We start from the raw sequence: 22,996 nt of genomic DNA on the forward strand, positions 1-22,996 counted from the left end.
CTACCAGTTATCAATTAGCACCTTTTGATAACCGGTAGCTGTTAATTGTTAATCGAAACGCATGTATTTAGAGATAATCACACCTGACAAAAAGGTTTATGCCGGTGAGGTAGAGGCCGCTCAGTTTCCGGGAGCCAACGGCTCTTTCGAGGTACTGGACATGCACGCCCCGCTCATCAGCACCCTTGACAAAGGAAATATCCGTATCACTACCAGCAAAGGACAGGAGTTCTTTACCGTGGACGGTGGTGTGGTAGAAGTACTGAATAACAAGATCATCGTACTGGCTGAGTCTGTAACAGCCTAACAGCCGGTAACAAAGTATAAAATAAGGCCTCCTGTTCTTCGTGAGCAGGAGGCCTTGTTGCTTTAGGCCTATATAGAGATACTCAAATATAGGGTAGAAAAGTGCTATAATACCCCTTCAGGAAGCCTTTTTGCTGTAAATATGCATAACAATACCCGTAGCAATTACAGGTGCTTTTGTTGTAATCCATTAACCTTTAATTATAGGCTGTTAAGCCTGCTATAGATGATGCTCACCTAATTATTTGCCTATAGAGCAGATATTTATCAGTTAACTTGAATTATTGTACGTATCTATTTTGTATTTGAATTAAATGAATAAAAAGTCTTGTCTTTTTAACTCTATACAAATCAAAAGTTACTTATGAAAAGAAGCTATGTACAATTGACGCACTTGCTCAATGCTGGGAGAAATGTGCGCTTCGGAAAGTTACTCACCCTGTTAACTGCCGCATCTTCCCTTGCGTTATTGCCAGCATGCGATAACGCGGAAGAATCTGTAGAACCTGTAACAGAACTAGGCCAGGATGCAAGTTTGCAACAGGCAAAGGGGATGGTGGGAGTAAACGTTTTGCTTAATGTAGCCGTGACAGATGCCATTCTGAGTGAATTGGGTGCACACGGTACAGTGCTGGATGTGATTCCAGAAATCAATGCTCTGACCATGAGGTTAGCAAAAGATAAGCTACCTGTTGTTCAAAAGTTATCCTTTGTGGATACTGCCAACCCAGATGCGGAGCGGAAGGGGGCACCTATAGATGCGGTATCCGTGGCGGACTTTTCTACTGGTCTGAATACATGGAACCTGGATGCAATCAACGTGACAGATTTTAGAGCAGGCCGAACGGTAGCACAGGATGCAACAGGTGTTTATGTCGGGGTGCTGGATACGGGCCTGTTGGATTCCTGGAGACAGTATTTCCCGCAAGAGCGAATTGCAACACAATATGCCAAGTCATTTGGAGGCGGTGGTGGTATGAGCGGCAATGTGTCGGAGCAACCAAACAAATGGGAGCACGACCAGAACTCGCATGGTACCCACGTAACCAGCACAATTATCGGCTTTGATCTGGGCGGTACTGCCGTCAACGGAGTTGCTCCTAAAGCGACCATTGTACCGGTAAAGGTACTGAACCAGAATGGCTCCGGTTGGTCTTCTGTAATTGCACGTGGCATTGTGTACATGGCCAACCTGAAAGCTGGTCCTCTAAAAGGCTCTCCAGTTGTTGTTAACATGAGCCTAGGAGGCGGCGTATTGGATGCAGTTGAAAAAGCTGCCATTGACTATGCCATCAGCAAAGGAGTGATCATTGTGGCGTCAGCTGGTAACAGCGGGACAGCCGGTATGGGCTATCCGGCGGCTTACGCGCCTGTTATTAGTGTGGCTAACGCTGGGCTAAAAGCAGAATTCTCGGTACCGGCCTGGTGGTATGCCTATAATGTGCCTGATCCTACAGATCTGAATGAGTTTTACATTGCCCCATCCTCTAGCCGTGCAAAGACCGGGCAAGATCTGGATGTAATGGCGCCTGGCTCCAATATTGTAGGTCCTTATCAGTTAAACAGCGGACAGCTGTCCTTCTACTACCTGACGGGTACTTCTATGGCAAGCCCGCACGTGGCAGGTATTGTTGCGCTAATGGCACAGAAGAACCCATCTATTACGGCAGTTCAAACGGAGAATATCTTGGAGTCTGTCGCTATTTCCAGCCCTGAGTGGAAAGCGAATGAAGTTGGACATGGGTTTATCACTGCCGATGCAGCACTTGGAGTAGTTCAGTAAGATAACACTATAAGCAGAAAGCCCGAGAGCCATTCCTGGACCAGGAATGGCTCTCGGGCTTTCTGCGTATCTGTGGGCATGCAACTGCGCTGTCCGATTTGTTTAGTGGGTTCTCACCAGAACAATTTTGGCTTCTAAATACTCATTGTGAGAAATCCTCCTTAAATTAAGCCAGAATTATACTTGCACAACATGCCTGATATCCACCCCAAAACCCCCCCCATTTACCAGACCTCAGTATTTACTTTCGATGATCTGAATGCGCTGGAGCTTTACTTTGAGCAGCCGGGGCAGAACTACATGTACACCCGGTACGGCAATCCCAACACCGATGAACTGGCTCGGGAGGTAAACAAGCTGGAAGGCGGAGCAGGAGGGGTGGTCACCTCTTCGGGTATGTCGGCGATACTGGCGGCAATACTGGCCATTTGCAAAGCCGGGGACCATGTGCTGTGCGCCGAGGAGATTTACGGGGGCTCTGCCGCCCTGCTGAGCCAGGAACTGACGCGTATCGGCATAGAGGTTAGCTACGTGCCAACGGCCGATACTTATACGTTGCAGAAGTATACAAAACCCAACACGCGCCTGATGCTGGCAGAAACCATGAGCAATCCCCTGCTGCAGGTGCTGGACATCGCAAAATTGGTCGAAGAAACTAGAAAACAAAGTATAAAACTGGTGATCGACAACACCTTCGCCACCCCTATACTTACCAAGCCCTTAGCGCTTGGCACCGACCTCGTCATTCATAGCGTAACCAAGTACCTCTCAGGCCACAGCGATGTAACAGCGGGCGTGGTAGTTTGCCGGAAACAGGAAGACCTGCAGCGCGTGCAAACGGTGATGCGGACCTACGGCCTGAACCTGAGTCCTTTTGAAGGCTGGTTAGCGGCACGTGGCCTGAAAACGCTGCGCTTGCGCATGAAGCAGCATTGCAGCAATGCCCTGCAAATAGCGCAATACCTGCAGCAGCACCCGAAGGTGGAGAAAGTATGGTATCCAGGTTTGGAAGAGCATCCGCAGCACGAGCTGGCCAGGCAGCAAGGGCAGGGCCTGTTCGGGGGCATGCTCAGCTTCAGGATCAAAGACGAGGCTGCGGCCGTGAACCGATTTATGCAGGCGCTGCCAAGCATACCTTTCGCGCCGTCACTGGCAGGAGTTAATACGTCTATCTCTCACCCGCTAGGTACTTCACACCGCTCCCTTTCGCCTGAGCAGCAGCTGAAATTAGGTATAACTGTGGGCGTTATCCGGTTCTCGGTGGGGATAGAGGAGCCGGAGGAGCTGATTGCTGAACTGGAAACAGCGTTGGCAGCTGTTTAATGGGGGCTGTACTTGTCCCAATCCCCAGGCGCAGGTCTTCGGACCTGTCTACAACTGTAGAGTCTGGGTTCTAGACTGACGAGTTTGACGAGTTATACTTGCTTATCTTTTTTCTAGCGTAAGTCTTCCGGCTTGTGCCCTATGATGGGTTGAGTCTGTGACTCGACTGGCTCGCAGAGCCGTACTTTATACTTCCGCTGTACTTTATGCTTCTCTGGCGCAAGCGTCCGCTTGTGCCTTCCATGAGATGCTGCTTCCTTCAGCTTGATACAAGTTATCCTTGTTGGCTACCGTTCACCCACGGCTTTACTACCTGCTCGTTTCATCTCTGACTTTGGTGCTCTCAGGCCCGAGAGGGCTCGTCCTTTGGCATCGCGCTGTGTTCCCTCCTGCGCCAAGGCGCTGCCCTGCGGGCACCGGATCTCACAAGGCGCTCAACCCAAGGACTGGGTTCTAGTTCGATAGCCGCTGCCCTTACTGTCATCTCGACCTATGGGAGAGATGACAAGGAATGTGGCAAGTATGATTCCCCTCCTCGGAGGGGCCAGGGGTGGGTTTATACTTTGTAGGGACAGGTCGCGACCTGTCCGTGCGAGGACAGCGGCTACGAAGCTTATACTTTGGCTAAACCAACTACAGAAACTTCCCTGCTTAGCTAATTCTCACATCTCGAACTTGTTTCGAGGGAGGGGCAGGGGTGGTTGGACTCTAAGAATAAGGAAGCGGTGGCTACACCACTTCCAGCAAGCGCCTCAGGTGCTTCACTACCTTGGCTAAATCCTCCTCCGTCATACTGCTGCTGCTGGGTAGGCAGAGGCCGCGTTCAAAAAGCTTACCACTGAGGTTGTTGCCCACGTAAGGGTGATGGGCAAAGAGTGGCTGCAGGTGCATGGGTTTCCAGAGGGCGCGTGTCTCGATGTTTTCCTCCTCCAGGGCCAGGCGTATACTTTCCGGCGTGTGCGGGGAGGGGAGCAGCACGGTGGTGAGCCAGCGGTTAGAGAAGCAGGCTTTAGGCTCCGCCACAAACTCCAGCCCCTCTATATGCCCCAGTTGCTGCCTGTAAAACTGGAAGATCTCCCTGCGTTGCTTAATGCGCTTCTCCAGTACCTCCATCTGCCCGCGGCCAATGCCAGCGCTGATGTTGCTCATGCGGTAGTTATAGCCCATCTGCGAATGCTCGTAGTACGGTGCGGGATCTTTGGCCTGCGTGGACAGGAATCGTGCCTGCTCCACCAACTGCTCATCTTCTGAGATGAGCGCGCCGCCCCCGGATGTGGTAATGATCTTGTTGCCATTAAAAGAGAAGACACCCACACGCCCGAATGTGCCCACCTGGTGTCCGCTGTAGCGGGAGCCAAGTGCTTCTGCCGCATCCTCCACCACCGGAATCCCAAACTCATGTGCAATGCTCATGATCTCTTTCATCTTGGCAGGCATGCCATACAGGTGCACCAGCATGATGGCAGCCGGGCGTTTTCCGAGGCGCAGGCGATCGGCAATGGCTTCGTGTAGGGCTTCGGGGCTCATGTTCCACGTTTCAGGCTCACTCTCTACAAATACGGGCTGGGCGCCTAAGTATAAAATTGGATTGGCCGAGGCCACAAAGGTAAAGGTAGAGCAAAGCACCTCATCGCCTGGCCTTACGCCTACCACCTGCAAGGCCAGGTGCAGGGCGGCGGTGCCGGAACTGAGGGCAACGGCATGGCGGGCGTTGGTGTGCTGGCAAATGTCGTGCTCAAAGCCTGCAAGGTTTGGCCCGGCAGTGGTCACCCAATTATCCTCTATTGCTTTTAAAGCATAGTTCTTCTCATGCCCGCCCATGTGCGGCACCGAGAGGAAAATTCGTCCTGGCCTGTAGATCATATAGCTAAATGTGAGGTGGGGCTTTTGCGGCTGCGAAGCCTCGGGTTCAGATGCTATCATACGGCGCCGGCGCCAATTTGGCTGTCCTGGTCAGCAAAGGTGCTGTATTAGTGCCCTTTAATATACCATTTTCCCGCAAAGTATAACAGTTTAGTCCTATACTTTTTTAGGAAGCGGTGTGCCATGGCCGCGTTTTCAGCGTAAATTCATAGATTGCAATCTCCAAACCCAACAATGCAGACGATGCTTGATTTCCCTAACGCCAAAATAAACCTGGGCCTCTACATCACCGAGAAGCGCCCCGACGGCTTTCATAACCTGCAGTCGTGCTTTTACCCGGTGCGCTGGTGCGATGCCCTGGAGATTCTGCCGGCGGAGGAAATACAGTTTGACATGACGGGCCTGCCGGTGCCAGGAGACCCGGAGACGAACCTGTGTCTGAAAGCCTATAAGCTGCTGCAGCAGGACCACAACCTGCCGCCCGTGCACCTGCACCTGCACAAGGTTTTGCCCATGGGGGCGGGGCTGGGAGGCGGCTCTGCGGATGCGGCTTTCACGCTGCGCATCCTTAACCAGTTGTTCGAACTGAACCTGAATGCTGAGGCACTGGAGAACTACGCCCGCCAGCTGGGTTCCGACTGCGCCTTTTTTATACAGAACAAGCCTGTGATAGCTACCGAACGCGGCGATGTGTTCACGCCGGTAAACCTGGACCTGAGCGGCTATACCTGTGTGATCGTTTACCCGGGCATCCATATCACCACGGCTGAGGCTTACGCAAGTATAAAGCCGCAACAACCTTCCTGCACCATGGAAATGCTCCTGAAGCAGGACGTGAAAGTATGGAAAGAGGTGCTGAAGAATGATTTTGAGGAAGCCCTGTTCCCGAAATACCCGGAGTTGCCGCAGCTAAAGGAGCAGCTCTACGAGGCCGGTGCCACCTACGCCGCCATGACGGGCTCGGGCTCAGCCGTGTATGGCCTGTTTAAAGGAACGCCGCCCAACTTAGTCTTTCCCGCTCATTACGTTGTCTGGCAGGGGCTGCTGTAGCTTCCGTTGGCGGCGCTTCTCCAGCATATCCAGCACAGGGTAGATAAACACGCTGAGCAGGATAACCCCGGCACCGATGTAAAAGCCCTGCGACATCTGCTCGCCCTCGTTAAAGATGAACCACGCCAGAACGATGCCATACACCGGCTCGAGGTTCACGGTCAGGTTTACCGTGTAGGCCGAGATGCGCTGCATCAGCCGGACCGAGGCGGTGTAAGCATACACCGTGCAAGCCAGCGCCAGCACCAGCAGGTATACCCAGTCCATGCCGGTGAGGCCGAAATTAAGGCTGCCCTCCGTAAAGTATAATGTATAGATAGGAAAGAACAGCATCGTACCCACACACGCCCCGGCCATCTCATACATGGTAATGGTGGTAGATGGTATCGTCTTGACCAGGTTGGCATTGATGATGGTGAAGATGGAACCCAGCAGCGCCGCCCCGATCGCCATACTGATGCCCAGCACACTGTCGAAGCTGGTCTCGTGCTGGAAAATGATGTAGAGCCCCATGATCACGAGCAGGGCCAGGAAAATCTCGTGCGGCTTGATTTTGCCTTTGTTAAAGAGCGGTTCCAGGAAAGCCGTCCAAAGACTGCTGGTGGAGAGGCCCACCAGGCTTATGGACACCGAGGACACGCGCGCCGCCGCAAAGAACAGGACCCAATGGGCCGCTATAACCAGGCCTACCAACATGATCTTCGTGATGGTGGCGCGGCCTATCCCAAAAGGTGTGCCGCTTCTATGCATGATGGCGCCCAGCGCCAGGGCTGTGATGAGGGTACGGACCGTTACCAGTTCCACGGCTGGAATGGTGATCAGTTTGCCAAGTATGGCCGTGAAGCCCCACAGGAAGATAACAAAGTGGAGCTCGATAAAATCTTTAAGACGTGGCATTTAGCGCGGTACGTAACGATACAATAAAAAGCCGATACCCGTAAATACGATGGTCGGAATCCATGCTGCGATCTGCGGCGCAATATCGCCCACCTGCGCCAGACTTCGGCTTGTGATCACGAAAATGATGAAGATGAAGGCCAGCAAAAAGCCAAGCGCAATCTGGAAGCCCACGCCACCTCGCGCCTTGCGCGCACTCACGATCACCCCGATCACGGTAAGTATGATGATGGCAAACGGATAGCTGAAGCGCTCATATTTCTCGATCAGGTAGATCTCTATGTCGTCGGCACCCCGGGATATTTTCTCGTTGATGTAGTCGTTTAGCTGTGTCAACGTCAGGGTCTGCTCCAGTTTATAGGTGCTCTCGAAGTCCTTGGGCCACATGTTCAGCGTGGTGTCCAGGTTGGTGCCCTTGTAGAGGGTTTCCTTCTCGCCATCGAAGGTGCGCAGCGTGTACTGGTTGATGTGCCACTTCTCTTTCTCGGCGTTCCAGGAGATGCTGCTGGCGCTGAGCTTCTGGCGCAGGTTGGTGCCCTTTATGGTTTCCATGGCAAAGTTGTAGCCAATGTGCGCCGAGTTGTTGTAGCTCTCCATGTACACGTATGTCTCCGGGCCAATTTTGATGTGGATGTTGCGGCTGTCGTAGGTAAAGGGGCTCTTGATGTACTTCACCTGGAAGGCCACGCTCTCCTTGTTCGCGTTCGGGATCACCCAGCCGATCAGCACGAATATGGTGGCCCCGATGATCGAGGCACCTATCAGGTAAGGCACCAAAAGGCGCCGGAAGCTGATGCCGCTGCTCAGCATAGCCACGATCTCGGTATGCGAGGCCAGCTTGGCCGTAACAAACACCGTGGCAATGAACACCGTGATCGGGCTGAGCATGTTGGCATAGAAGGGGATCAGGTTCAGGTAATAATCGAACAGGATCTCGCCTATGCTCGGGTTGGTCTTGATGAAGTCGTCGTTCTTCTCCGTGAAGTCAATCACCAGAATAACGGCCACCATAATCAGCACCGTGAACACGTAGGTGGTCAGGAACTTCTTGAGGATGTACTTGTCGAGGAGCTTCAACTTAAGTTAGAGAGTTAGAAAGTTAAAAAGTTAGAGAGTTAGAAAGTAGGGAGTTTAGAGAATAGGAATGGTTAACTCTCTAACTCCCAAACGCCACAATTCTCTAACTCTACAAACGTGTCATCAGTTTCTTTACCATCAGGTCTTTCCAGTCGCGGAAAGTTCCGTTCAGGATGTGCTGGCGGGCCTGCTTTACTAACCACAGGTAAAACGTGAGGTTGTGCACGCTGGCAATCTGGCCGGCCAGGTACTCGGTGCTGTGAATGAGGTGGCGCAGGTAGGCTTTGGTATAAAACGTGCTCACGTAGCCACCAAGCTCCGCATCGATCGGGCTGAAATCATCGGCCCACTTTTTATTCCGGATGTTGATGATGCCCTGCGTAGTGAACAGCATGCCGTTACGGGCATTGCGCGTTGGCAGCACGCAGTCGAACATATCCACGCCCAGGGCGATATTCTCCAGGATGTTGGCTGGTGTGCCCACGCCCATCAGGTAACGCGGCTTGTCCTTGGGCAGTATGTCGCACACCACCTCGGTCATCTCATACATCATCTCGGCCGGCTCGCCTACTGACAGGCCCCCAATAGCGTTGCCCTCGCGGCCGAAGCTGGCAATAGTCTCCGCCGACTGCACCCGCAGGTCTTTGTAGGTGCTGCCCTGCACGATCGGGAAGAGCGTCTGGTTATAGCCATACTTCGGGTCGGTACTGTCGAAGCGGTCTACGCAGCGCTGCAGCCAGCGGTGCGTGCGCTCCATCGAGTGCTTGGCATACGTATAGTCGCAAGGGTAGGGGGTGCACTCGTCGAAGGCCATGATGATGTCGGCGCCGATGGTGCGCTGCGTATCCATCACGTTCTCCGGGGTGAAGTTGAGCGTGGAGCCATCGATGTGTGATTTAAACTTTACGCCTTCCTCCTTGATCTTGCGCGTGCCGGCCAGCGAGAACACCTGATACCCGCCGCTGTCGGTTAGGATGGGGCGGTCCCAGCCGTTGAACTTGTGCAGGCCGCCTGCCTGCTCCAGTATATCCAGCCCTGGGCGCAGGTACAAATGGTAGGTGTTGCCAAGTATGATCTCGGCTTTTATGTCTTCCTTCAGCTCGCGCTGGTGCACGGCTTTTACCGTGCCGGCCGTGCCCACCGGCATAAAGATAGGCGTTTCGATGGCGCCGTGGTCGGTTTGCACCACCCCGGCGCGGGCTTTGGACTGAGGGTCTGTTGCTACTAAATTAAACTGCATGGTTGTATGGTTGCCGGCGCATCATCTTGCAAAAACAACACCAAAAGCCGGCTTTCCCGCAAGGGCTTCTCTTTCTTTAAGTTCTGTTAAAAATTAATGAACCGGCAAAGATACGAACTACGCCTGCACAAACCATGCATCGGCACATGCGTAAGGCTAAAAATCATCGTTTGCAGTGCAATTTATACCTGGGGAGAACCTACGGGCCCGATTTATTAAAAAAACCGGATATTATCGTGCCTTAATAGCCGCACTTGCTTCGTAAATGGCTATACTTTGCCTATTTTTGAAAAGGGAAACCTGCTGCAGCCCGGCTGCACAACTATTTTGCATTCCAAAAAATCAGTAATATAATTTGGTGACACTTATACTTCTGGGTGTGCTGGCTGTGTGCGTGCTGGTGCAGTTATACTTTGCCTTTTTCAGGTTCATGCCCCTGACCCGGCACCAGGACCCGGAGCCTGACGTGCAGCGGCCGGTATCGGTGGTGGTGGCCGCGCATAACGAGCTGGAGAACCTGATGGAACTGCTGCCCGCGCTGCTGGACCAGGACTACCCCGAGTTCGAGGTACTGCTGGTAAACGACCGCTCCGACGACGACACCGAGTTTTATACCTATGAGCTGGAGCGCCTCTACCCGAACTTCAGGGTGGTAACGGTTAAAAAAACGCCGGAGTACCTGAACCCGAAGAAGTATGCCCTGGCCCTGGGGATACGCGCTGCCCGGTACGAGCACCTGCTGTTTACGGACGCCGACTGCCGCCCCTGCAGCCCGAACTGGATTGCAAAAATGCAGGCTGGCTACGCCAACGGGGCAGATGTTGTACTTGGCTATTCTCCGTATGTACAATTAAAAGGATTTTTGAATCAGCTTATCCGCTATGAAACCTTACTGACCGGAATCCAGTATTTGTCTCAAGCAAACGCTGGTCGCGCATATATGGGTGTTGGCCGAAACTTATCTTACACGAAGTCTTGTTTCTTTAAAAACAAGGGGTTTGCATCTCATATCAAATTAACGGGCGGCGACGATGATCTTTTTGTCCGCGATGCCGCCAACAATAGTAAGGTTAGTATTGTTATCGACAAGGAGGCGCAGGCTACCAGCATTCCCAAAAAGACGTTTCGGGAGTGGGTCGTTCAGAAAAGGAGGCATTTGTCGGTCGGGGGGCGCTATAAAGCAACAGACAGAAGAAGGATAGGGGCTTTTGTAGGATCGAATATACTTTTTTACATACTTTTCTTGGTTCTTCTTGTTCTCAATAGCCATTTAGCTATCTTGGGAGCGCTTGTAGGTGTTCGTTACCTCACGGTATTTCCCGTTTACCTGACAGCTGCCCGAAGACTCGACGATAGAATATCCTTGTTGCTGATGCCTGTGCTGGACCTGGTTTACTTTGTAAACTACCTGTTCCTTGGGATATCTGTTGTACTGTATAAACAATTCAGATGGAAGTAAACAAACAATTCTCTGCGAAAGCAAAGCACGATTTTAAGCTTATTCAGGCAGCGGTAGAAGAGAAGGATGAGAAGGCCTACGCCGAACTCATGAGCATCTACAAAAAGCCGGTGTACCACGTGGTGCTGAAAATGGTGCGTAACGCCGACGACGCAGAGGACCTGACGATAGAGGCTTTTGCCAAAGCATTCAAGAACCTGCATAAATTCAACCCCGAGTACGCCTTCAGTACCTGGCTGTTCCGCATCGCCACCAACAACTGCATCGACTTTATCCGCAAGAACAGGATCAAAACCATGTCGATCGACTCGGCCATTAAGATCGATAACGGCGATGAGATCACGATCGACTTTAAGGACAAGAACCTGAACCCGCAGGAAGAGGCCATCAAGAACCAGAAGATCGAGATTATGCAGTACGTGGTGGCCAAGCTGCCGGAGAAGTATCAGCGCCTGGTTACGCTGCGCTACTTTAACGAACTGAGCTACGAGGAGATCGCCACCGAACTGAATGCACCGCTGGGCACCGTAAAAGCACAGCTGCACCGCGCCCGCGAGCTGCTCTATGACATGGTGAAGAACAAGAAGCACCTGATTTAATTGCCGGATAGTTGTTTGAGCAGCAGGCCCGGTAACACCCTTTACAGCATTGAATTAAGGTTAATATATTGATTACGTTAGAAGCCCCTGTTGCCCGTAAGCAGCAGGGGTTTTGTCATTTTATGCATATCCCGTACTTATTTTATACTTTTGTAACCGATGCTACATACCCACACCATGAAGACAGCTCTAGGAAACAAATTACTGACCAAGGCAGGGAAACTGTACCTGTACCTGCGCCTGCGAGCGCCCGGAAGGATAAAGCGTGAGCTTAGCGTAAAGTATGAAGGGCAGTACCGTAATGCCGGACTCATGCTGCTGTTCGACTTTCTGATGGCGCTGGGCGTGGTGGCCTTTGCCTTTGTGGGCACGGCTATTCTATACATTTCCGTGGCATGAGTTCAACTCCCAACCCTTCTGTCTTCTATCAGAATTGGTTAGCTATACTTAAGCTAAACTAAGCGAAGTATATTGGGAATCACTCCCAAACTCTCTAACTCTTAAATTCTCTAACTCAACATATGCCTCATTCTACCGCCATCCGTACCCTGCTTTCCGGCTACTTCCCGGAGCTTTCCGAAGACCAGTTGCAGAAGTATGAACACATGGGCGAACTCTACCAGGAGTGGAACCAGAAGATCAACGTGATCTCCAGAAAGGACATGGACCAGATTGGCCTGCACCACATCCTGCACTCGCTGGGCATTGCCAAGGTGGTTCGGTTTCCCGATCACACCTCCGTGATGGACGTGGGGACCGGAGGCGGTCTACCGGGCCTGCCGCTGGCGGTGATGTTCCCGGAGGTCAGGTTTCATCTGGTAGACTCCATCGGCAAGAAGATACATGTGGTAAACGAGATAGCCCGCGAGCTGCACCTGCACAACGTGACGGCCAGCCACACCCGCGCTGAGCAGGTGCGCGACAAGTATGATTTTATTGTGAGCCGCGCCGTTACCCGCCTGGCCAACTTCTGGCCCTGGGTCATGAACAGCTTCAAGAAAACCGGCCTGGAGCACGAGGGCCTGTACTACCTGAAAGGCGGCGACCTGGAGGAGGAGATTGCCGAGTCCGGCCTTATCACCAAAGCCTACGACCTGAAGGACTACTTCCAGGAGGAGTTCTTCGAAACGAAAAAGGTGGTGTATGTGCCGCTGGAAAGACCTAAGAAATAGCCAGCCTAGGCTTCCCGACTACTCATGAGCCGCTTCTTCGACACGATAGAATACCTGCAGCACGGTAATGAGCGGCAGCGGGCGGCCTACCAGGTGCTGGTCAAGTATGAGGTAGTGGAGAAGCTGGCTGCTTTCGATCCGCTGCTGGCCGGTACAATTCCCATCGGGGTAGATGTGGCGCAGAGCGACCTGGACATTATCTGCTATTGGAAATCCAGAACAGATTTTCGGCAAGCCCTGTTGCTACACTTTTCTGACTGTGCCGGGTTTCGGCTAAGGGAGCTACCCGTGAGGGGGCAGGAAAGTATAGTGGCAAACTTTCGGTTAGATGCTTTTGAAGTGGAGGTATTCGGGCAAAATGTACCGTCCCGTGAACAGCATGCCTACAAACATATGCTGGTAGAGTACAAGCTGCTGCAAAAGTATGGTGAGTTGTTTAGAAAGGAGGTCGTGCGCCTAAAGCAGCAGGGCGTTAAGACAGAGCCCGCCTTTGCCCAACTGCTTAACCTGCCCGGCAACCCGTATGATGCCTTGCTGCAGCTGAAACCAGACTGATACAGCTGCCATTGCCCCTAAGCCTGCCCCGAAAGTATAAACCTCAGTGCCCGCTCTTCGGAGTAATAACGGTTTTTCCGGAAGTTCTCGGCAAAACCCACGTGGCCCCCTTCTTCGGGCATCTCCAGGTAAAAGTATGGGTTAGCCTCCGCCTCCTGCACTGGGTAGCACTCCTGTGACAAGAAGGGGTCGTTCTTGGCGTTCACGAGCAGCGTCGGCACCCTGATATCTTTGAGGAACTGCCTGGAACTGACGCGGGCATAGTACTCTTCCGCATTCTTGAACCCATGGATAGGGGCGGTGTAGCGGTCGTCGAACTCGGGAAAGCTCCAGAGCAGGCTGTAGTCTGTCAGGTCCAGGTCGTTGGGGTACATTTGCCGCTTTTGCTCTAGTTTCTCGCCTAGCGTGCGCAGGAAGCGCTGGGTGTATACTTTGGATATCTTCTGGGCCGATCCCTTCAGGTCTACGGGAGTGGAGAACACGGTGACGCGCTTTACCTGCTCTGGCACTTGCTCCGGGGCCTCACCTAAGTATTTGAGCGTGATGTTGCCGCCGGCGCTGAATCCCACCAGGTACACGTTCTTATACTTGCCCGAGGCCAGGGCGTGCCGCAGCACAAAGTCCAGGTCGTCGGAGGCGCCGAGGTGGTAGGAGCGGAGCAGCTTGTTGGGCTCGCCGCTGCAGCTGCGGTAATTCCAGGCCAGGGCATCCACACCCTCCGCGTTAAATGCCTTGACCATGCCCGTAATGTAGGGCCGGTGAGAATCGCCCTCCAGTCCGTGCGAGAGCACCAGCAGCGAATCGGCCCCAACCCTCGACCAGTCTACATCGATAAAGTCATCGTCAGGGGTTAGAAGGCGCTCACGCTCGTACTGCACGCCCTCCACCTGCCTGAACAAACCCGGGATGATGGTTTGCAGATGCCCGTTGAAAAGATAAAAGGGCGCCCGGTGCTTCGATAATAGTAATGGCATAGGGGTAAAAAAACTTATACTTGACTATTTGTAAATACGATAAATCCGGGAAAAACGGCTGTACCTAGGATGTTATATATCAATATTTCGTTCTTTCCGTATAAACTGCTAAATACTAATAACTATACAACTATGGAAATTACATCAAAGATAAAAACTATTGGGTTTGCGCTTGCCCTGGGTTCGTTTATGTTTGCCTGTAGCCAGGAGACGCAGAACGAGACCAACGCAGAAGTAAATGAGGCGCAGGCTGAAATGACCGAAGAAAACATGGAGGCACGGTCCTCTTACGACGACTTCGAGGCTTGGGTGAATACCAACACAGATCGTGCCGAGACGGTAACCGAGGATGAGTACCGCGAGATGCGCACAGAGTACAAACGCCGTGAGGCCGAGGTGGAGGCCGAGTCCTCTACCTGGGACGATGAGACCCGCCAGGCCTGGGAGAAAACCAAGGCCGATTGGAACGAGTTCGAGAACAAGGTGCAGCAGCGCTTGGGAGAGGTGGATGACATTGACGTAGATGTAGACGTAAAGCGCGACAACAACTAGCCTCAGGCGGGTTTAAGAGAAGTATAAAATCCGCTGCGGGAGTTTTCCGCAGCGGATTTTTTTATACCCCAACGTCAACAGTATACTTTGATGCAACCGCCCTAACAGCCCTTGGTAGGATAACCGTGTCTAGTAAGGGAACTGGCGGTGCAGAAAGTATAAGGCCTGCCACCCGGCTCCGCCTCGCGGCGCCGGGTGGCAGGCCTGAAAACTGCTTCAAGTGTCATGCAGTTTCGATGGTAAGGGTAGGACCAAACCGCTGAATTTGTTATATTTGTGACTGAGAACCGCACTAAAATATTTTTGAGTGGGGTGTTTTGGAAATTAATGCCAAAGGGTTTACCTTTGCAAACTCATTAGGAAAAGCATCAGACAGAAATAATATATTAGAATAACATGGCTAACCATAAGTCGGCATTAAAGAGAATCAGAGCGAACAACGCTAAACGTCTTCGTAACAGATACCAGGCGAAAACTACTCGTACTTTCATCAAGAAGCTGAGAAACACAACTGACAAGGCCGAGGCGCAGGAACTGTACAAGACAGTTTCTTCTATGCTTGACCGTCTGGCTAAGAAAAACATCATCCACAAAAACAAGGCAGCGAACAACAAGTCTAAACTGGCTAAGTTCGTTAACAGCATCGCTGCTTAATTTTTGACGGAACCATACTTTGCAAAAGCCCTGCACATCCCGTGCAGGGCTTTTGTGTTTGTGGCTGCCCCACTTGAGTAAGGCTTTGCCATTGACAGGTGAAGTATGATAGGATGGCTTTGATTAGAACTTACTGCCCCTGGCAAGAATGCAGAAAAGCCGCCCTCGCAAGTATAAACCTATGGAAGTCGCGCGCCTGCCTTATATTTTATAATCTAAGTTGCAATTTATCCACCCCAATCCCTCCAAGGAGGGGAATCAAATTACACTTGTCGGGATTTCCCTCCTCGGAGGGGTGGGGGTGGGTTGACACATGCAAGAGACTAATTAATCGCAACTTGAGTTTTATACTTTAGCAACTGCCGCGCAAGTATAAGCCAGCCACAAAAAAAAAGCGCCCGGGGCCGAAGCACCGGGCGCTTTTTATATTGCTAAGTATAGCTGTTAGGCGATGCTTAGCTTGATCATGTTGGTGCGCTTCTGCTCGTTGATCGGCATGCTGGCCGTGTTGATGAACACATCGCCCTTCTGGATGTGCCCCTCTTTCAGCAGCGTTTCCTTGATGTCGGCAATCGTGTTGTCGGTAGAATCGAACTTGTCGTAGTAGAAGCCACGTACGCCCCATACCAGGTTCAGGGTGTTCAGCAGGCGGTGGTTCTCCGTAAAGACAAAGATGTGCGCCTGCGGACGGTACTTGGCCAGCTGAAACGCCGTGTAGCCGGACTTGGTCATGCCGATGATGGCTTTGGCGTTGGTGTCGCGGGCCAGGTTGCAGGCGTTGGCTACCAGGATGTCGCTGAGGAATGTTTCAGAGTTCGGGTTTGGCGAGTATACCTTATGGAATCCCTCCTGGTGCTCCTCCACCGTGCGGATGGTGAGCACCATGCTCTCGATCGTCTCGATCGGGTAGGCTCCTACGGCTGTCTCTGCGCTCAGCATCAGGCAGTGCGCGCCGTCAATCACGGCGTTGGCTACGTCGTTTGTCTCCGCGCGGGTAGGGCGTGGGTTCACGATCATGCTTTCCATCATCTGCGTGGCCACAATCACGGGCTTGGCGGCCACGTTGCACTTGTCGATCAGCATTTTCTGGATCATTGGCACTTTCTCCATGCCCACTTCCACGCCCAGGTCGCCGCGCGCCACCATGATGGCGTCTGTGGCGGCAATGATCTCGTCGATATTCTCGATGGCCTCCGGCTTCTCGATCTTCGCGATCACGCGGGTGTCCTTGCCACGTTCCTGTATAATGCGCTTGATCTCGTGGATATCCTCCACCTTACGCACAAAAGAAAGGGCCACCCACTCCACATCGTTATCCAGGCCGAAGTGCAGGTCTTTAATGTCTTTCTCCGTCAGGGATGGGGCCGATACCCGCGTGTTGGGCAGGTTGATGCCTTTGCGTGGCTTTACGATGCCGCCATACTTTACCTTCGCTTCAACCTCGCTCTTTTTATCGGTCTTGGTGACGATCACCTCCAGCTTGCCGTCATCCAGCAGTATGGAGTCGCCGGGGTTTACGTCTCTTGCCAGTTCGGTGTAGTTGGTGGCCAGCTGCTCCGAAGTGCTCAGGGAGCCGTCGCACATGATCTTGATGAACTGGCCTTCGCGTATCTCTACGCCGCCGTTCTCTACGTCGCCTACCCTGATCTTTGGTCCCTGCAAGTCCTGCACCAGGCAGATGTTGGTTTTATGCTGGCGGTTGATCTCGCGCACACGGTCTATCACCTTCTGGTGCGCCTCATAGGCGCCGTGCGAGAAGTTGAGGCGAAATGCATTCACACCCGTTTGTACAAGCGCCAGCAGGCGCTCAGACGAATCACTGGCTGGCCCTACAGTGGCCAGAACTTTGGTCTTATTAAATGTAACTTCCATACTTAGAAAATCAGGTTCTCTTTAAATTTTAAAGTGAGCGGGTCAAACTTTTTCACATACTGTACCAGCGGAGCCCGCAGCAGTTTCCTGGTAAGCTCTTGTGGGTGCAGCTGCTGCATGGCCCCGGTTATTTGCAGCACATAATCATACTCTTTAATGTCTGGCAGTAAAAATGGTTTCTTCAGGGTGGAGCTGCCAAGCGCCCTGTTGCGGAAAAGCCGCACCTCACTATGCTCTGTGATACACTGGTAGTTAGCGATCAGCAGGCGCTCCTTCCCCAGCAGGTCGTAACACAGGTCCTTTTGCTTTTTCAGGCGTAGATCCAGCAGCCGGTTAAGCGACCAGGCTAACTTATAGTCTTTTACTGACGTAACCAAGCCGTATAAGTCAAAGCTATAGTCATACTCTATATGCAGGCGGTGCGTTTTCATGCATTCTGATCGAAACGCTAAAATAAGAACCTCTGCCTGTAAAAGGGAGCGTAAGGTATAAAACTTTTGTTACGCTGCGAATAGAGTAATTTTTTTTGACATTGTCTGTTAAAAGCTATTTCTTTGCACAGTGTTTTAATTAACTATAAGAAAAATGTCAGAAATCGCAGAAAAAGTAAAAGCTATCATCATCGATAAGCTTGGTGTTGAAGAGTCAGAGGTTACTCCGGAGGCTAGCTTCACTAACGACCTTGGCGCCGACTCATTGGATACAGTTGAGCTTATCATGGAATTCGAGAAAGAATTCAACGTATCTATCCCAGATGATCAGGCTGAGAACATCGCTACTGTAGGTCAGGCTGTAAGCTACCTGGAAGAGCACGCGAAGTAATATACCTCCCCTTAGTTATTAAGAATTTCTACTATCTATCCCTCTACTAACAGCTTATGGAGCTTAAGAGAGTCGTAGTTACTGGGCTAGGCGCACTCACGCCACTTGGGAATACCGTTACGGAGTATTGGAACGGTCTGATCAATGGTGTGAGTGGCGCTGCACCTATCACACGCTTTGATGCGAGTAAGTTTAAGACCCAATTTGCCTGTGAGGTAAAAGGATACGACCCGGAAACTTATTTCGACCGGAAAGAGGCCCGCAAAATGGACCTGTTTTCTCAGTTTGCCATGGTGGCGGCCGATCAGGCCGTGGCTGACGCAAACCTGACTGAGGGTAGCTATGATCCGGAGCGCGTGGGGGTGATATGGGGCTCCGGCATCGGGGGCTTGCGCACCTTCCAGGAGGAATGTGTGAACTTTGCCAACGGTGACGGCACGCCGCGCTTCAACCCATTCTTCATTCCGAAGATGATCGCCGACATCAGTGCCGGCCACATTTCCATTAAACACGGCTTCCGCGGCCCTAACTTCGTTACCGTTTCTGCCTGCGCCTCCGCCACCAACGCCATCATCGACTCGTTCAACTATATCCGCTTGGGTATGGCCGACGCGATCGTGACGGGTGGTTCTGAGGCTGCCGTAACAGAGGCTGGTATCGGTGGTTTTAACGCCCTGAAAGCCCTTTCTGAGCGTAACGACTCACCGGAGACCGCATCGCGCCCGTTTGACAAAGACCGTGATGGCTTTGTGCTGGGCGAGGGTGCCGGTGCCCTGATTCTGGAGGAGTACGAGCACGCCAAAGCGCGTGGCGCAAAAATTTACGCCGAGATCATAGGCGGTGGCATGTCTGCCGACGCCTACCACATCACGGCTCCCCACCCGGAAGGCCTGGGCGCACTCAACGTGATGAAAAACGTGCTGCGCGATGCCAATATCAAGCCGGAGGAAGTTGGCTACATCAACGTACACGGCACATCCACTCCACTTGGCGACATCAGCGAGGTGAAGGCGATTGAGACGGTATTCGGCGACCACGCCTATAACCTGAACATCAGTTCCACCAAGTCCATGACGGGCCACCTGCTGGGTGCCGCCGGTGCCATTGAGGCCATCGCCTCTATCATGGCTGTTCGTAATAACATCGTGCCGCCGACCATTAACCACTTCACCGATGACGAGAGCTTCGACAGCCGCCTGAACTTCACGTTCAACAAGGCGCAGGAGCGTGAGGTGAAAGTGGCCATGAGCAATACGTTTGGTTTCGGTGGACACAATACCTCTGTTATATTCCGTCAATACATCGATTAGTGTTTGGGCCATTTAAACCAGTTCGGCGCGCTTACCACAGGTTATTTAATAAGGATAAAGCATTAGTACGCTCGCTCGCTGGTATTATTGGCAGTACACCTGATAACCTGCGGCTGTATAAGCTCGCCCTTACCCATACGTCCTTCGCCCGCCAGAACTCTGCCGGCAAGCATGAAACCAACGAGCGCCTGGAGTTTCTGGGCGATGCGGTGCTGGGTGCTGTGGTGGCTGAACTGCTGTTCAAGAAGTTCCCGTACGAAGACGAGGGCTTCCTGACGGAGATCCGCTCGCGCATCGTAAACCGGGAGTCGCTCAACCACATTGCCCTGAAGATCGGGTTGAACCTGCTGGTGAAGGTAGACAGCTCCAGCCACAGCATGCGCCACAAGTCGGTGAACGGCAATGCGCTGGAGGCACTGGTCGGGGCCATTTACCTGGACAAAGGCTATAACACTACCCGCCAATTTATACTTGCCAAGCTGGTAAAGCCGCACGTAGACCTGCACCAGTTGGTGAACACCACGGCTAATTTTAAGAGCAAGCTGATTGAGTGGGCGCAGAGCCAAAACCTCGAGATCCGTTTCGACATCATCAAACGCAAGCAGCAAGGCAACACCACCGAGTTTACCTCCGAAGTGTACATCGACGAAAAACCGATTGCCATTGGCGTAGGCCTCTCCAAGAAAAAAGCCGACCAGGCCGCTGCCGAGAAAGGCCTGGATTTTCTGAATATCACTTAAACTTGCTTGTTGAATGGTGAACTAAGGGCTGGGAAGTATACTTCGCAGCCTTTCTGGTTTATACCTGCGGCTGCAACAGGGGCACGGAAGTATAAAAAGCCGGTGGAGCCTTGGGGCTGCGCCGGCTTTTTATACTTATACAAACAAGCCCGTCACAGCAATCCTCCCCTAATAAATTAGCCGCCCTGCACTGGAACAATTGCCCTTAAGGTTTAACTTGCTCCCGTATACATGCGTTATAAACACCTATGGAAGAAACAAGATTAATGCTGGCAGCGGCCGCCCTTAACCAAACCCCTATGAACTGGGCCGGGAACCTGCAGAACATACGCACCGCCATCTCAGAGGCGAGACAAAATAACACCCACATCCTGCTACTGCCTGAGCTTTGCATCACCGGCTATGGCTGCGAAGACATGTTCCTGAGCCCGTGGCTCTCGGAGATGGCCTTTCACCAGTTGCTGCAGGTAAAAGAATGGTGCGATGGCCTTACGGTGGCTGTCGGGCTTCCCCTTTTCCTCGATAAGAAAGTATACAACACCGCCTGCGTCATCAGAAACAAGGAGATCCTTGGCTTTACGGCCAAGCAGTTTCTGGCAAACGATGGGGTGCATTACGAGCCGCGCTGGTTTACGCCCTGGCCCGCCAACGAGGTACAGGAGTTTGAGATGCTGGGGCAGACGTATCAAATAGGCGATATCATTTATGAGGAGCAGGGCGTAAAGTATGCCTTCGAGATTTGCGAGGATGCCTGGCGGGAGAACCGCCCGGCCGAGCGCCACATGTCCAAAGGCGTACAGCTTATACTTAACCCGAGCGCCAGCCACTTTGCCCTGAGCAAAACCGATGTGCGCCACAGGCTGGTGGTGGATGCCTCCAAGAAGTACCAATGCGCCTACATGTACGCCAACCTGCTGGGCAACGAATCGGGGAAGATGATTTACGACGGGGAGGTGCTGATCGCGCAGAACGGCAAGCTGATCCGCCGCAACGACCTGTTGTGCTTTAAGGATGTGGACCTGGAGTGCGCCGAAGTATGCTTCTCTGACAAACCGGCAATTGCCGAGGTAATAGAGTACCTGCCACCGATCGATGAAAACAAGGAACTGATTGCTGCGCTGAGCCTGGCCCTGTTCGACTACATGCGCAAGAGCCGCAGCCGTGGCTTTGTACTTTCCCTAAGCGGCGGGGCGGATTCCTCGCTGTGTGCCGTGGCGGTGGCCGAAATGGTGCGCCGGGGAGTGGAAAGCATCGGCCTGGAGGCGTTTGTGGAGAAGGCACTGCTGTTCTCAGAAGACGATAAGGCCCGGTTCAGGCAGTTGCCGCAGGAAGAGGCTCGGAAGGCCATTACGGGCAAGCTATTAACCTGCGCCTACCAGGGCACCATCAACTCCTCCGACGACACCTATACTTCTGCCAAAGAGCTGGCGGACTCCATTGGGGCTACATTCTATAACTGGACGATCGACGAGGAGGTGCAGGGCTATACTTCCAAGGTGGAGCATGCGCTGGGCCGCCAGCTCACCTGGCAGCAAGACGACGTGACGCTGCAGAACATACAGGCCCGGGTACGCGCCCCCGCCATCTGGATGCTGGCCAACATAAAGTATGCGCTGCTGATGGCCACCTCTAACCGCAGCGAGGCCTCGGTAGGCTATGCCACCATGGATGGCGATACGGCCGGCAGCATTTCGCCGATCGCGGGCATCGACAAGGCCTTTATCCGGCAGTTCCTGGTGTGGGCGCAGCAGGAACTGGGTTACACCGGTCTGCAGTACGTAAACAACCTGCAGCCTAGCGCGGAGCTGCGGCCGCAGGAGGAGGCGCAGACCGACGAGAAGGACCTGATGCCCTACGAGGTGCTGAACATGATCGAGCGCCTGGCTTTCCACGACCGTTATTCGCCGGAGGAAGTATACGACATCCTGCTGGAGCGGCAGGTGGGCGCACCGGAGTCTGTGAAGACCTGGATCACGAAGTTCTATAGCCTCTGGAGCCGCAATCAGTGGAAGCGCGAGCGCTATGCCCCGGCCTTTCACCTCGACGATTACAACGTGGACCCACGCAGCTGGCTGCGTTTCCCGATCCTGAGCGGTGGCTTTAAAGAAGAACTGCAGCGGGTGCAGGGGAAATAAAGTATAAAACTCAAGTTGCGATTAACCCACCCCTGCCCCTCCGAGGAGGGGAATTTCGCAAAAGAGTAGGTGATTCCCCTCCTCGGAGGGGTTAGGGGTGGGTTTACACCTGCACATCATGAGTGGATCGCAACTTGGGAAATAAAGTAGGCGTAAAGGCGCTGCCACATCCGGCAGCGCCTTTTTGTTTTTACCATTCTCCATACTTGCGCTTCAGGTGCTCATTTGTAAGGATGATACTGCCCATCAGGAGCAACAGCAGCAGCCCTGCCAGCACCAGCGCGCTTAACGGAAAAATCAATAGCAAGGAAAGTATAAAGCCCGCCAACATAGCGGCCAGCCCAATACCGATTAGCACCCTGGCATAGTAGCGGTTGGCCTCCTGCCAGTTTTCCATGTCTCGCATGGAGTAGTGCGTGCGGAAGCCATAGAGCCAGTTAATCCGTTTGGGAGGCCTGGTATGTAGCAGAACCCCGATCAGCAGTACCAGCAGGCCGGGCAATAGGTGCAGAAACAGCATCGGCTAAAGTATAAAGTGTGTGGCTATGGGGGCGCGGCATCTTCCGTTTTTTCGGTGGCCGATTTCTCTTAACTTTGTAAGATATGAGCACCC

Annotated in this window: 23 protein-coding genes; 15 read left to right on the top strand and 8 right to left on the bottom strand. The window is 52.8% G+C overall.

The features are described from left to right. Positions 1–61: 61 nt before the first annotated feature. The 3 genes from atpC (at position 62) to OH144_RS00575 (ending at position 3,412) form a co-directional block, all read left to right on the top strand. Positions 62–307, top strand: a complete 246-nt coding sequence (gene atpC, locus OH144_RS00565) for an ATP synthase F1 subunit epsilon (RefSeq protein ID WP_266204346.1) — start codon at positions 62–64, stop codon at positions 305–307. 363 nt (positions 308–670) lie between these two features. After that, complete coding sequence (locus tag OH144_RS00570) at positions 671–2,089, top strand: S8 family peptidase (RefSeq protein WP_266204347.1); 1,419 nt, start codon at positions 671–673, stop codon at positions 2,087–2,089. A gap of 192 nt (positions 2,090–2,281) precedes the next feature. Beyond that, positions 2,282–3,412, top strand: a complete 1,131-nt coding sequence (locus OH144_RS00575) for a trans-sulfuration enzyme family protein (protein ID WP_266204348.1) — start codon at positions 2,282–2,284, stop codon at positions 3,410–3,412. Between the two features lie 729 nt (positions 3,413–4,141). Here the strand turns inward: OH144_RS00575 and OH144_RS00580 are convergent. Continuing rightward, on the bottom strand, positions 4,142–5,275 hold the full coding sequence (locus OH144_RS00580) for an aminotransferase class V-fold PLP-dependent enzyme (protein WP_266204349.1): 1,134 nt from the start codon (positions 5,273–5,275) through the stop codon (positions 4,142–4,144). Between the two features lie 234 nt (positions 5,276–5,509). On the opposite strand from OH144_RS00580, the gene ispE reads away from it, so the two are divergent. Next, entirely contained in the window at positions 5,510–6,325 is an 816-nt protein-coding gene (gene ispE / locus OH144_RS00585) for a 4-(cytidine 5'-diphospho)-2-C-methyl-D-erythritol kinase (protein ID WP_266204350.1), read from the top strand. Here the strand turns inward: ispE and OH144_RS00590 are convergent. From OH144_RS00590 to tgt, 3 genes are all read right to left on the bottom strand, one after another. Beyond that, a complete protein-coding gene (locus tag OH144_RS00590; RefSeq protein ID WP_266204351.1) occupies positions 6,281–7,222 on the bottom strand; it encodes a DMT family transporter in 942 nt (313 codons plus the stop codon). The two genes, ispE and OH144_RS00590, sit on opposite strands and share 45 nt — an antisense overlap. Continuing rightward, positions 7,223–8,299 (bottom strand): LptF/LptG family permease, encoded by a 1,077-nt coding sequence (locus OH144_RS00595; protein WP_266204352.1) that lies wholly within the window; start codon positions 8,297–8,299, stop codon positions 7,223–7,225. Between the two features lie 109 nt (positions 8,300–8,408). Then, positions 8,409–9,539, bottom strand: coding sequence for a tRNA guanosine(34) transglycosylase Tgt (tgt, locus tag OH144_RS00600; RefSeq protein ID WP_266204353.1), 1,131 nt, complete (start codon positions 9,537–9,539; stop codon positions 8,409–8,411). A 358-nt stretch (positions 9,540–9,897) separates the two neighbouring features. Here tgt and OH144_RS00605 point away from each other — a divergent pair, with 358 nt between their 5' ends. From OH144_RS00605 to OH144_RS00625, 5 genes are all read left to right on the top strand, one after another. Beyond that, positions 9,898–10,998: a glycosyltransferase gene (locus tag OH144_RS00605; protein WP_266204354.1), complete on the top strand. Its 1,101-nt coding sequence runs from the start codon at positions 9,898–9,900 to the stop codon at positions 10,996–10,998. Next, positions 10,989–11,597, top strand: coding sequence for an RNA polymerase sigma factor (locus OH144_RS00610; protein ID WP_073853209.1), 609 nt, complete (start codon positions 10,989–10,991; stop codon positions 11,595–11,597). The genes OH144_RS00605 and OH144_RS00610 overlap by 10 nt, the downstream gene beginning before the upstream one ends. A gap of 177 nt (positions 11,598–11,774) precedes the next feature. Further along, a complete protein-coding gene (locus OH144_RS00615) occupies positions 11,775–11,996 on the top strand; it encodes a hypothetical protein (RefSeq protein ID WP_266204355.1) in 222 nt (73 codons plus the stop codon). Between the two features lie 122 nt (positions 11,997–12,118). Continuing rightward, positions 12,119–12,769, top strand: a complete 651-nt coding sequence (gene rsmG, locus OH144_RS00620) for a 16S rRNA (guanine(527)-N(7))-methyltransferase RsmG (RefSeq protein ID WP_266204356.1) — start codon at positions 12,119–12,121, stop codon at positions 12,767–12,769. Positions 12,770–12,793: 24 nt separating this feature from the next. Further along, the gene (locus OH144_RS00625) at positions 12,794–13,324 is read left to right on the top strand and encodes a DUF4269 domain-containing protein (RefSeq protein WP_266204357.1); all 531 of its coding nucleotides are present in this window, start codon (positions 12,794–12,796) and stop codon (positions 13,322–13,324) included. 17 nt (positions 13,325–13,341) lie between these two features. Here OH144_RS00625 and OH144_RS00630 read toward each other — a convergent pair whose 3' ends face one another. Continuing rightward, positions 13,342–14,298, bottom strand: a complete 957-nt coding sequence (locus OH144_RS00630; protein ID WP_266204358.1) for a YheT family hydrolase — start codon at positions 14,296–14,298, stop codon at positions 13,342–13,344. A gap of 132 nt (positions 14,299–14,430) precedes the next feature. Here OH144_RS00630 and OH144_RS00635 point away from each other — a divergent pair, with 132 nt between their 5' ends. Together OH144_RS00635 and rpsT are read left to right on the top strand one after the other, a co-directional pair. Further along, entirely contained in the window at positions 14,431–14,850 is a 420-nt protein-coding gene (locus tag OH144_RS00635) for a hypothetical protein (RefSeq protein ID WP_266204359.1), read from the top strand. Positions 14,851–15,246: 396 nt separating this feature from the next. Further along, positions 15,247–15,504 (top strand): 30S ribosomal protein S20, encoded by a 258-nt coding sequence (rpsT, locus tag OH144_RS00640; RefSeq protein WP_046310636.1) that lies wholly within the window; start codon positions 15,247–15,249, stop codon positions 15,502–15,504. 444 nt (positions 15,505–15,948) lie between these two features. Here rpsT and pyk read toward each other — a convergent pair whose 3' ends face one another. After that, positions 15,949–17,376, bottom strand: coding sequence for a pyruvate kinase (pyk, locus tag OH144_RS00645; RefSeq protein WP_266204360.1), 1,428 nt, complete (start codon positions 17,374–17,376; stop codon positions 15,949–15,951). A gap of 2 nt (positions 17,377–17,378) precedes the next feature. After that, positions 17,379–17,807: an IPExxxVDY family protein gene (locus OH144_RS00650; RefSeq protein WP_266204361.1), complete on the bottom strand. Its 429-nt coding sequence runs from the start codon at positions 17,805–17,807 to the stop codon at positions 17,379–17,381. Positions 17,808–17,961: 154 nt separating this feature from the next. Here OH144_RS00650 and OH144_RS00655 point away from each other — a divergent pair, with 154 nt between their 5' ends. The 4 genes from OH144_RS00655 to nadE all read left to right on the top strand — a co-directional run bounded on the left by OH144_RS00655 (position 17,962) and on the right by nadE (position 22,383). Next, positions 17,962–18,198 carry an acyl carrier protein gene (locus tag OH144_RS00655; protein ID WP_018477241.1) on the top strand — a complete coding sequence of 79 codons (237 nt, stop codon included), beginning with the start codon at positions 17,962–17,964 and terminating at the stop codon, positions 18,196–18,198. 56 nt (positions 18,199–18,254) lie between these two features. After that, positions 18,255–19,508, top strand: coding sequence for a beta-ketoacyl-ACP synthase II (fabF, locus tag OH144_RS00660; RefSeq protein WP_266204362.1), 1,254 nt, complete (start codon positions 18,255–18,257; stop codon positions 19,506–19,508). After that, positions 19,508–20,248 (top strand): ribonuclease III, encoded by a 741-nt coding sequence (gene rnc, locus OH144_RS00665; RefSeq protein ID WP_266204363.1) that lies wholly within the window; start codon positions 19,508–19,510, stop codon positions 20,246–20,248. Before fabF ends, rnc begins: the two co-directional genes overlap by 1 nt. A gap of 248 nt (positions 20,249–20,496) precedes the next feature. Then, positions 20,497–22,383, top strand: a complete 1,887-nt coding sequence (gene nadE, locus OH144_RS00670; RefSeq protein WP_266204364.1) for an NAD(+) synthase — start codon at positions 20,497–20,499, stop codon at positions 22,381–22,383. A gap of 190 nt (positions 22,384–22,573) precedes the next feature. Here nadE and OH144_RS00675 read toward each other — a convergent pair whose 3' ends face one another. Continuing rightward, complete coding sequence (locus OH144_RS00675) at positions 22,574–22,903, bottom strand: SdpI family protein (RefSeq protein WP_266204365.1); 330 nt, start codon at positions 22,901–22,903, stop codon at positions 22,574–22,576. Positions 22,904–22,996: the final 93 nt, after the last annotated feature.

The organism is Pontibacter kalidii (assembly GCF_026278245.1).
In the GTDB taxonomy this organism is placed as follows: Bacteria; Bacteroidota; Bacteroidia; order Cytophagales; family Hymenobacteraceae; genus Pontibacter; species Pontibacter kalidii.

Excerpts from the sequence above, each read along its gene's own strand:
- OH144_RS00630 (WP_266204358.1), bottom strand. The coding sequence starts at position 14,298 with ATGCCATTACTATTATCGAAGCACCGGGCGCCCTTTTATCTTTTCAAC.
- OH144_RS00590 (WP_266204351.1), bottom strand. The coding sequence starts at position 7,222 with ATGCCACGTCTTAAAGATTTTATCGAGCTCCACTTTGTTATCTTCCTG.
- OH144_RS00675 (WP_266204365.1), bottom strand. The coding sequence starts at position 22,903 with ATGCTGTTTCTGCACCTATTGCCCGGCCTGCTGGTACTGCTGATCGGG.
- atpC (WP_266204346.1), top strand. The coding sequence starts at position 62 with ATGTATTTAGAGATAATCACACCTGACAAAAAGGTTTATGCCGGTGAG.
- rpsT (WP_046310636.1), top strand. The coding sequence starts at position 15,247 with ATGGCTAACCATAAGTCGGCATTAAAGAGAATCAGAGCGAACAACGCT.
- OH144_RS00580 (WP_266204349.1), bottom strand. The coding sequence starts at position 5,275 with ATGATCTACAGGCCAGGACGAATTTTCCTCTCGGTGCCGCACATGGGC.
- fabF (WP_266204362.1), top strand. The coding sequence starts at position 18,255 with ATGGAGCTTAAGAGAGTCGTAGTTACTGGGCTAGGCGCACTCACGCCA.
- ispE (WP_266204350.1), top strand. The coding sequence starts at position 5,510 with ATGCAGACGATGCTTGATTTCCCTAACGCCAAAATAAACCTGGGCCTC.
- OH144_RS00615 (WP_266204355.1), top strand. The coding sequence starts at position 11,775 with ATGAAGACAGCTCTAGGAAACAAATTACTGACCAAGGCAGGGAAACTG.
- OH144_RS00625 (WP_266204357.1), top strand. The coding sequence starts at position 12,794 with ATGAGCCGCTTCTTCGACACGATAGAATACCTGCAGCACGGTAATGAG.
- OH144_RS00635 (WP_266204359.1), top strand. The coding sequence starts at position 14,431 with ATGGAAATTACATCAAAGATAAAAACTATTGGGTTTGCGCTTGCCCTG.
- OH144_RS00575 (WP_266204348.1), top strand. The coding sequence starts at position 2,282 with ATGCCTGATATCCACCCCAAAACCCCCCCCATTTACCAGACCTCAGTA.
- rsmG (WP_266204356.1), top strand. The coding sequence starts at position 12,119 with ATGCCTCATTCTACCGCCATCCGTACCCTGCTTTCCGGCTACTTCCCG.
- OH144_RS00610 (WP_073853209.1), top strand. The coding sequence starts at position 10,989 with ATGGAAGTAAACAAACAATTCTCTGCGAAAGCAAAGCACGATTTTAAG.
- nadE (WP_266204364.1), top strand. The coding sequence starts at position 20,497 with ATGGAAGAAACAAGATTAATGCTGGCAGCGGCCGCCCTTAACCAAACC.
- OH144_RS00655 (WP_018477241.1), top strand. The coding sequence starts at position 17,962 with ATGTCAGAAATCGCAGAAAAAGTAAAAGCTATCATCATCGATAAGCTT.
- pyk (WP_266204360.1), bottom strand. The coding sequence starts at position 17,376 with ATGGAAGTTACATTTAATAAGACCAAAGTTCTGGCCACTGTAGGGCCA.
- OH144_RS00650 (WP_266204361.1), bottom strand. The coding sequence starts at position 17,807 with ATGAAAACGCACCGCCTGCATATAGAGTATGACTATAGCTTTGACTTA.
- OH144_RS00570 (WP_266204347.1), top strand. The coding sequence starts at position 671 with ATGAAAAGAAGCTATGTACAATTGACGCACTTGCTCAATGCTGGGAGA.
- tgt (WP_266204353.1), bottom strand. The coding sequence starts at position 9,539 with ATGCAGTTTAATTTAGTAGCAACAGACCCTCAGTCCAAAGCCCGCGCC.